At 67.6% G+C, this 5,117-nt stretch carries 5 protein-coding genes and 2 tRNA genes; 5 read left to right on the plus strand and 2 right to left on the minus strand.

The genetic code is table 11. From position 1 onward, the window contains the following. Positions 1 to 277: 277 nt before the first annotated feature. A tRNA-Gly gene (locus tag B4E30_RS05675) sits at positions 278 to 351 on the minus strand. Between the two features lie 132 nt (positions 352 to 483). On the opposite strand from B4E30_RS05675, the gene B4E30_RS05680 reads away from it, so the two are divergent. The 5 genes from B4E30_RS05680 (at position 484) to clpX (ending at position 4,865) form a co-directional block, all read left to right on the plus strand. Continuing rightward, positions 484 to 557: transfer RNA gene (locus tag B4E30_RS05680), tRNA-Pro, on the plus strand. Positions 558 to 624: 67 nt separating this feature from the next. Beyond that, positions 625 to 2,001: a trigger factor gene (gene tig, locus B4E30_RS05685; protein WP_286793930.1), complete on the plus strand. Its 1,377-nt coding sequence runs from the start codon at positions 625 to 627 to the stop codon at positions 1,999 to 2,001. 146 nt (positions 2,002 to 2,147) lie between these two features. Continuing rightward, on the plus strand, positions 2,148 to 2,735 hold the full coding sequence (locus B4E30_RS05690; RefSeq protein ID WP_194385241.1) for an ATP-dependent Clp protease proteolytic subunit: 588 nt from the start codon (positions 2,148 to 2,150) through the stop codon (positions 2,733 to 2,735). A 29-nt stretch (positions 2,736 to 2,764) separates the two neighbouring features. Then, positions 2,765 to 3,436 carry an ATP-dependent Clp protease proteolytic subunit gene (locus B4E30_RS05695; protein WP_071043309.1) on the plus strand — a complete coding sequence of 224 codons (672 nt, stop codon included), beginning with the start codon at positions 2,765 to 2,767 and terminating at the stop codon, positions 3,434 to 3,436. Between the two features lie 160 nt (positions 3,437 to 3,596). Next, positions 3,597 to 4,865, plus strand: coding sequence for an ATP-dependent Clp protease ATP-binding subunit ClpX (gene clpX / locus B4E30_RS05700; protein WP_071043310.1), 1,269 nt, complete (start codon positions 3,597 to 3,599; stop codon positions 4,863 to 4,865). 50 nt (positions 4,866 to 4,915) lie between these two features. On the opposite strand, the gene B4E30_RS05705 is transcribed toward clpX, so the two are convergent. Further along, positions 4,916 to 5,117: M3 family metallopeptidase (locus B4E30_RS05705; RefSeq protein ID WP_286793933.1), on the minus strand; the 202-nt coding region annotated here is incomplete at its 5' end.

The following is a 5,117-nucleotide window of genomic DNA, read 5'->3' on the forward strand; positions in this document are numbered from 1 at the left end:
GGAGGAGGAGCGGACGGCGATCCGCCGGAACGCGGACACCTACCGCGCCCACCTCGCCGCCCATCGCGAGGCACGTCCGGCCGGCTGAGCCCCGCCGAGCCCCGCCGATCTCTCCAGCTCCGCAGTCACTTTCTGCGGGTCGAGAGCGCCACCACCCGCCGAAAGTGACTGCGGAGCGGCGCCGCGCAGGCGGCTCGGCAGCGGCCGCCGCGCAGGCGGCTCGGCAGCGACGCCGGGCAGGCGGATCGGATCCGACGCCGCATGGGCGGGGGCGGTGTGGAGGGGATGACGGGAATCGAACCCGCACCATCAGTTTGGAAGACTGAGGCTCTACCATTGAGCTACATCCCCGCAGCGGCGAGCCGCGGCGTGAACAGTCTAGACGACATCCGGTCGTGGCCTGGACACCGGCAGGCGAGTCGACCTCGCGTCGGCTAGACTTCTCGGGGCCGATCGCCGCACGTCCGCGTGTGCGCACCCAACCGGGGCGTAGCTCAGCTTGGTAGAGCGCCCGCTTTGGGAGCGGGAGGCCGCAGGTTCAAATCCTGTCGCCCCGACGTCCACCGACCAAGACTCAACCGCCGCGCGCTACCGCGCGGTCGACAGCGAGGAGAACGAACAGGCATGGTCACGAGCACCGTCGAGAAGCTGACCCCGACCCGGGTGAAGCTGCACATCACGGTCACCCCCGACGAGCTGAAGCCCAGCATCGCGCACGCCTACGAGCACATCGCCAAAGACGTGCAGATCCCCGGCTTCCGCAAGGGCAAGGTTCCGGCCCCGATCATCGATCAGCGCATCGGTCGCGGTGCGGTGCTCGAGCACGCCGTCAGTGAGGGGCTCGACGGGTTCTACCGTCAGGCCGTCGAGGCGGAGAGCATCCGCGTCCTCGGGCGTCCGAGCGCCGAGGTGGTCGAATGGCCCGCCGAGAAGGACTTCTCCGGCGACCTCGAGGTCGACGTCGAGGTCGATGTGCGACCCGAATTCGACCTCCCCGCGTATGAGGGTCTGACGATCGAGGTCGACGCCGTCGAGGTCGACGAAGCCGCCATCGACGAGGAGCTCGACAAGCTCCGCTCGCGCTTCGGCACGCTGGTGACGGTCGACCGCCCCGCGGCGTCCGGTGACTTCGTCGAACTCGACCTGGTCGCCACCATCGACGGTGCCGAGATCGACCGCGCCGAAGGCGTGTCGTACGAGGTCGGCTCCGGGGAACTCCTCGAGGGCATCGATGAGGCGATCGACTCGCTCACCGCCGGCGAGGACACCACGTTCCGCTCCAAGCTGGTCGGCGGCGACCACGCCGGGCAGGAGGCCGAGGTGTCGGTCTCGGTGAAGGCGGTCAAGGAGCGCGAGCTTCCCGACGCCGATGACGACTTCGCGCAGATCGCCAGCGAGTTCGACACCATCGCGGAGCTCCGCGACAGCCTCGGTGAGCGCGTCTCGCAGCAGTCCGTCTTCACGCAGGGCTCGGCGGCCCGCGACAAGCTCGTCGAGCAGCTGCTCGAGCAGGTCGAGATCGCCGTTCCGCCCCAGCTGATCGAGGACGAGGTCCACGCGCACCTGGAACAGGAGAGCCGACTCGAGGACGACGAGCACCGCGCCGAAGTGACCGAGGCCAGCGAGAAGCAGTTCCGCACGCAGATGCTGCTGGACGCGATCGCCGAGCAGGCTGAGGTCCAGGTCTCGCAGGAGGAGCTCACCCAGTACCTGGTCCAGTCGGCCGCTCAGTACGGCATGGCTCCGCAGGAGTTCGTGCAGGCCCTGCAGCAGCAGAACCAGCTGCCGGCCGTCGTCGCCGAGGTCGCTCGCAACAAGGCCCTCGCCGTCGCGCTCGGCAAGGTCACCGTCGTGGACACCGCCGGCAACACCGTCGATCTCACCGGCTTCATCGCGGTGGAGGACGACGAGGCCGCCGAGGAGGAGGCGGTCGAAGAGGCCGAGGAGATCGTCGACGGCGCCGCCGAGGCCGACGCCGAGGACGCCGACGACACGAAGTGATCGCCTTCGGGTGATGAAGGGCGGATGCTGCGGCATCCGCCCTTTCGTCGTCCGGTCCGCTGATCGATCTGCCCACGGCGAACACGCGCGGTGCGCCGAGTGGGCGCCGGTAGATTCGACTCAGACCCAAGGAATCAGGAGCACACATGGCCGCTGAACCCCTTGTCGCGACGAGCGTCTTCGACAAGCTGCTGAGAGACCGCATCATCTGGCTCGGGTCGGAGGTGCGTGACGAGAACGCGAATGAGATCTGCGCGAAGATCCTCCTTCTCGCCGCCGAAGACCCCGAGAAGGACATCTACCTCTACATCAACTCGCCCGGTGGCTCGATCACCGCGGGCATGGCGATCTACGACACGATGCAGTTCGTGCCGAACGACATCGTCACCGTCGGCATCGGCATGGCCGCCTCGATGGGGCAGCTCCTGCTGACCAGCGGCACGAAGGGCAAGCGCTACATCACGCCGAACGCCCGCGTCCTCCTGCACCAGCCTCACGGCGGCTTCGGCGGAACCGCGAGCGACATCCAGACGCAGGCGCAGCTCATCCTCGACATGAAGAAGCGCCTGGCGGAGATCACCGCTTCGCAGACCGGCAAGAGCGTCGAGCAGGTCAATTCCGACGGCGACCGGGACCGGTGGTTCACTGCCGCGGAGGCGCTGGAGTACGGGTTCGTCGACCACATCCGCGAGCACGCCGCCGACGTCTCCGGCGGCGGCGGGACCGCGAGCTGAGTCCGCAGGCGAAAGAGAGAGAACCGCACATGTACACCCCGACACACGGCGTCCCCGCCCCGTCCGGTCTGCAGATGCCCGGTAGTCGCTACGTGCTCCCGCAGTTCGAGGAGCGCACCGCCTACGGCTACAAGCGACAGGATCCCTACAACAAGCTGTTCGAAGATCGCGTGATCTTCCTCGGCGTGCAGGTCGACGACGCGTCCGCCGACGACGTCATGGCGCAGCTCCTGGTTCTCGAGAGCCAGGATCCCGACCGCGACATCATCATGTACATCAACTCGCCGGGCGGATCCTTCACCGCGATGACGGCGATTTACGACACCATGCAGTACGTCTCGCCGGAGATCCAGACGGTCGTGCTCGGACAGGCGGCCTCTGCCGCGTCGGTGCTGCTGGCAGCGGGGGCTCCGGGCAAGCGTCTGGCTCTTCCCAACGCGCGCATCCTGATGCACCAGCCCGCGGTGGGGGAGGCCGGTCACGGGCAGGCATCCGACATCGAGATCCAGGCCGCGGAGATCCTCCGCATGCGCACCTGGCTCGAGGAGACGATGGCCCGACACACCAACCGCACGGCGGAGCAGGTGAACAAGGACATCGACCGCGACAAGATCCTCTCCGCCTCCGAGGCGCTGGAGTATGGAGTCGTCGACCAGGTGCTCACCACGCGCAAGCGCACACCCGCCGCGATCACATCCTGACGCGACGGTCCGGATGACGCCCCGCCCCCGATGGGAGGCGGGGCGTCGTCCGTTCGGTGTCTCCGGCACATTCGCCGTCGCAATTCCCACCGATGTCACAGACTACGGTTAGGCTCGAAGGACACCCGGGGCTGAGGCCCGCTGTTTGAGGAGGAGCCGGATGGCACGCATCGGAGAGAGCGCCGACCTGTTCAAGTGCTCCTTCTGCGGCAAGAGCCAGAAGCAGGTGCAGCAGCTGATCGCCGGTCCCGGCGTCTACATCTGCGACGAGTGCGTCGAGCTGTGCAACGAGATCATCGAAGAGCGCATGGCCGAGTCGTCCTCGGGCGAGGTCGCCGACTTCGATCTCCCCAAGCCGCGCGAGATCTTCGCATTCCTGGAGGAGTACGTCGTCGGGCAGGAGGACGCCAAGCGCGCTCTGTCTGTCGCGGTCTACAACCACTACAAGCGCGTGCGAGCGCACGGCACCATCCAGTCCGCGGAGCAGCGCGCCGAGGAGGTCGAGATCGCGAAGAGCAACATCCTGCTCCTCGGTCCGACCGGATGCGGCAAGACCTACCTCGCACAGACCCTCGCGAAGCGGCTGAACGTGCCGTTCGCCGTCGCGGACGCGACCGCGCTCACCGAGGCCGGCTACGTCGGCGAAGACGTCGAGAACATCCTGCTGAAGCTCCTGCAGGCGGCCGACTTCGACACCAAGCGGGCCGAGACCGGGATCATCTACATCGACGAGGTCGACAAGGTCGCCCGCAAGGCCGAGAATCCGTCCATCACCCGCGACGTCTCGGGCGAGGGCGTGCAGCAGGCGCTGCTGAAGATCCTGGAGGGCACCGTCGCGTCCGTCCCGCCGCAGGGCGGCCGCAAGCACCCGCACCAGGAGTTCATCCAGATCGACACGACGAACGTGCTGTTCATCGTGGCGGGGGCGTTCGCCGGACTCGAGGACATCATCTCCTCGCGCGTGGGCAAACACGGCGTCGGCTTCGGCGCGCCGCTTCACACCAAGGGCGACGACCTGAACCTCTTCTCAGAGGTGCGCCCGGAGGATCTCCACAAGTTCGGTCTCATTCCCGAGTTCATCGGTCGCCTCCCGGTGGTCGCGGCCGTCTCGCCGCTTGATCGCGAGGCGCTCATGGAGATCCTGACCGCACCGAAGAACGCACTCGTGAAGCAGTACGAGCGCATGTTCGAGCTCGATGGCGTCTCCCTCGAGTTCGATCGCGCTTCGCTGGAGGCCATCGCGGAACTCGCCGTCGAGCGCAAGACCGGTGCGCGCGGTCTGCGCGCCATCCTCGAAGACGTGCTGGGCCCGATCATGTTCGAGATCCCCTCCGCCGACAACGTGGAGAAGGTCATCGTGACCCGTGACGCGGTGGAGAAGGGTGCGGCCCCCACCCTGGTCATGCGGGAGAAGCGCAAGAGCGCCTGACCTTCCGTGACGAGAGGACCCCACCGGCAACGGTGGGGTCCTCTCGTGTATCAGGCGATGAGGCCTCGGCGCGCCAGGAGCGGCGTGATCTCGGCGTCCCGGCCGCGGAAGTCCCGGTAGGCCTCGAGCGGGTCCTTGGACCCGCCGACGCCCAGGAGGCGGGCGCGGAACCGGTCGCCGTTCGCCCGGGTCAGGCCGCCGTTCTCGCGGAACCATTCGACCGTGTCGGCGTCGAGCACCTCGCTCCAGATG

Origin of the sequence: Microbacterium sp. UBA3394 (genome assembly GCF_002358725.1) — a bacterium.
GTDB classification, from domain to species: Bacteria; Actinomycetota; Actinomycetes; order Actinomycetales; family Microbacteriaceae; genus Microbacterium; species Microbacterium luteum.

Excerpts from the sequence above, each read along its gene's own strand:
- B4E30_RS05690 (WP_194385241.1), top strand. The coding sequence starts at position 2,148 with ATGGCCGCTGAACCCCTTGTCGCGACGAGCGTCTTCGACAAGCTGCTG.
- B4E30_RS05695 (WP_071043309.1), top strand. The coding sequence starts at position 2,765 with ATGTACACCCCGACACACGGCGTCCCCGCCCCGTCCGGTCTGCAGATG.
- clpX (WP_071043310.1), top strand. The coding sequence starts at position 3,597 with ATGGCACGCATCGGAGAGAGCGCCGACCTGTTCAAGTGCTCCTTCTGC.
- tig (WP_286793930.1), top strand. The coding sequence starts at position 625 with ATGGTCACGAGCACCGTCGAGAAGCTGACCCCGACCCGGGTGAAGCTG.